Annotated in this window: 4 protein-coding genes; 3 read left to right on the plus strand and 1 reads right to left on the minus strand. The window is 64.0% G+C overall.

The features are described 5' to 3' along the window. The first annotated feature begins 237 nt into the window (after positions 1 to 237). Together NM2_RS53310 and NM2_RS50065 are read left to right on the plus strand one after the other, a co-directional pair. Positions 238 to 372 carry a P-loop NTPase family protein gene (locus NM2_RS53310; RefSeq protein ID WP_169816379.1) on the plus strand — a complete coding sequence of 45 codons (135 nt, stop codon included), beginning with the start codon at positions 238 to 240 and terminating at the stop codon, positions 370 to 372. Between the two features lie 67 nt (positions 373 to 439). After that, the gene (locus NM2_RS50065) at positions 440 to 715 is read left to right on the plus strand and encodes a P-loop NTPase family protein (protein WP_157122111.1); all 276 of its coding nucleotides are present in this window, start codon (positions 440 to 442) and stop codon (positions 713 to 715) included. Between the two features lie 52 nt (positions 716 to 767). Here the strand turns inward: NM2_RS50065 and NM2_RS46775 are convergent, their stop codons facing one another. Further along, entirely contained in the window at positions 768 to 1,085 is a 318-nt protein-coding gene (locus NM2_RS46775) for a hypothetical protein (protein ID WP_067684238.1), read from the minus strand. 141 nt (positions 1,086 to 1,226) lie between these two features. On the opposite strand from NM2_RS46775, the gene NM2_RS46780 reads away from it, so the two are divergent. Next, positions 1,227 to 2,384 (plus strand): IS630 family transposase, encoded by a 1,158-nt coding sequence (locus tag NM2_RS46780; protein WP_245718596.1) that lies wholly within the window; start codon positions 1,227 to 1,229, stop codon positions 2,382 to 2,384. The last annotated feature ends 631 nt before the right edge of the window (positions 2,385 to 3,015 follow it).

A 3,015-nucleotide genomic window follows, 5' to 3' on the forward strand; every position in this document is an offset into this window, starting at 1 on the left:
AGGCCGTGCTCGAGGTAGGCGTCTACGCAATCAACTATGGCGGGCTGCAGATGATCGAACAGCGCCCCAGCGGGTTTCGGCCGGGCCAGGACGCGGTCGGGGTAGTGTTCGCGGCGCCCGCGAGAGTAGGTCACATGTCGTAGGTTCTCGCTCCCGGCAGAACCCACAAAACATGGGCACCTGTAAAATGCCTGGTCATCCTGGGTAGGTACCTAAATCCGAGAGTTTGGGCGGCTGGTGGTAATTCGCGGCAATTCCGGGAGCGGAAAATCCACGGTCGCCAAAGCTCTGCAATTGCGATTTGCTCGAGCGGAGTGTCTGGTGATCCCCCAGGACGTCGTGCGGCGGGAGTTCCTGCGCGAGTCCGCCTGATGGCCACAACATCGAGCTGATTCGCGAAATCGCAGAGCTGGGCCTGGCCCGTGGAGTCACGGTCATCGTGGAAGGCATCCTCAGTGCCCGCCGCTACGGCTCCATGCTCGAACACCTGGCCGCACGAGCCGAACGCGCATGGTTCTACGCGTTCGACCTGTCCTTCCCTGGAACCCTCGACCGCCACGCCCAGCGGCCCAAAGCCAAGGAATTCGGTGCCGAGGAAATGCGCGGCTGGTACCACGGGTGGGATCCGCTGAGCTTCGTCGCCGAGACCCGCATCGACGCCACCCCCGCCGTGACCGACATCGTCGACACCATCTACACAAGCCTCATCCGATGAACACGACTCAGATCGGAAATCTTAGTGGTCCCGCCCGCATGTTCTTCGGGGGTCAGTGCCCGAGGTAGAGGTTGCAGGCGCAGTCGAGGGCTTCCTGGGGGCTGCCGGCGGTGAATCCGGTGGGCAGGATCTGGTTTTCGTATTTGCCGCTGCTGGCGAGGTAGAGGCCGAATCCCCACGTTGAAGCCGATCCGCCGTAGCGGAGCCGGATCAGGGGCAGCCGGTCACCGTCGGCCAGTTCGCCCTCGACGTAAGCGAATTGGCCGTGGTAGCGGACATTCAGGCCGGTCAGCTGGGGCCAGTGTTCGGCGGCATGGGCGCGCAGCCGCTGGGCCAGAGACGTCTTGGTCGAGTCCGGGATCGCGGGCATGGGAGTCATTGTGCCGCTTGCGGCGTGTCGATCACGTCGGGGTGAGGAACCCAGGCAGGGTCGCGGGAGTCTCTGTCTGGAAGTTGTTGTGAAAGACCGGTTTTCGTGCCTGCTCTCCGTGCCCGCCAGATTGTGCTGACCGTGTCCGAGCGGCGTCGGCTCGAGAAGCTGGCGTACTCCCGCACCGCCGGGATCGGGCTGGTCGCGCGTGTTCGAATCGTCCTGGATGCTGCTGAGGGCTATTCGAACAACGCGATCGCCGTGCGGCAGGGAGTTCATCTGGACACGGTGCGCACCTGGCGTGGCCGATACGCCGACCACGGCCAGCACGGGCTCAAAGACCGGCCCCGTTCGGGCCGGCCGCCTCGATTCACTCCCGTCCAGCGCGCCGAGATCAAAGCCCTGGCGTGCCAGCTGCCAGCCGAAACCGGCGTGCCGCTGTCGCGGTGGAGCAGTACCGACCTGGCCGCTGAGACAATCGATCGTGGTGTCGCCGCGACGATCTCGGCGTCGACCGTGCGCCGGATCCTGGCCCAGGACGCGCTCAAACCGTGGCAACACCAGTCGTGGGTGTTCATCCGCGACCCGGACTTCGCCGCGAAAGCGGCCCGAGTACTCGACCTCTACCAGCAGATCTTCGACGGAGTCCCGCTCGGCGAGAACGAGTACGTGATCTCCTCGGACGAGAAGACCTCGATCCAGGCCCGCTGCCGCTGCCACCCCACCCTGGCGCCCGGAACTTCTCGAATGATGCGAGTGAACCACGAATACGACCGCGGTGGCTCGCTGGCCTACCTGGCCGCCTACGACGTGCACCGAGCCCAGGTGGCCGGGCACTGCGCGGTCAAGACGGGGATCGTGCCGTTCATGGCCCTCGTCGAGAAAGTCATGACCAGCCAGCCCTACGCCTCGGCCAAACGGGTGTTCTGGGTGGTCGACAACGGATCCAGCCACCGCGGCAAAGCCGCTGCCGACCGGCTGGCCGCGCGGTTTCCCAACGCGGTCATGATCCACACCCCGGTACACGCCTCCTGGCTGAACCAAGTGGAAATCTTCTTCTCCATCGTGCAGCGAAAGGTCGTGTCTCCCAACGATTTCACCAGCCTTGACCAGGTCGAAGACCGGCTCACCGCGTTCGAGCGCCGCTACAACCAGACCGCTCGGCCCTTCGAATGGAAATTCACCCAGACCGACCTCGAGGACCTGATGGCCCGGATCGAGCGGCACGAACAGAAAGAGCACTCCCAACAACCCACCGGCTGCGATCACCAGCCTGCCGCACAACCCGCCGCCGCGTGAACCCCCGAACTAATTACGGGCATGACCACTTAGTTGCGTATCGATCGCATCCTTGGATGCTACTTGCGACCGCCCGGTTTCGTCCGCCGAACCGGTGCGACCTGGGGATTCTTGATTGTTGGTGGGTGTTGCTGGTTGTTGTTTGTTGCTGTTCGTGGGTCTGTGACGTCCTGTGGACGTCCTGATATCGACGCGATTCGGCCACGTCCCGTGCTGTTTCGGAGCGATTGGACTGGTACCGGAGTTGCGGTGGATGGCCGGTTTCGGCGCCCGGATCGTCTGCCTTGGGCCGCCCGTGCAGTCCGATGGAGGTCTTGGGACTGCTGCATCGTTCTGGTACCGATGCCGTGTGTGTCCATCTGAAATACCTTGGTACCGATATATGCGTATTTAAACATCTATTCCGGAGTTTGTGATGATCGGCGTGTCGGGACTCGAAAACGGGGCGGAGGAGCCGCCGGCTGCGAGTCGGTGACGGTTTTGCTGTCAGTCCGTCCGGCCTGGCCTGTTTCAGGTCGGTGGGGCGGGGAGGGGCGGAACGCTGTTGTTCGGGTCAGCGATGCACCGGTCCGGGGGCGCAGGTTGGTGCCCCCGGCGGGGCACTATAAGGATGGGACCGGCGCTGAGCAGC

The sequence above is a fragment of the Nocardia miyunensis NBRC 108239 genome, assembly GCF_001613065.1.
GTDB classification, from domain to species: Bacteria; Actinomycetota; Actinomycetes; order Mycobacteriales; family Mycobacteriaceae; genus Nocardia; species Nocardia miyunensis.

Coding starts and splice junctions, on each gene's coding strand:
- NM2_RS46775 (WP_067684238.1), bottom strand. CDS start 1,085: ATGCCCGCGATCCCGGACTCGACCAAGACGTCTCTGGCCCAGCGGCTG.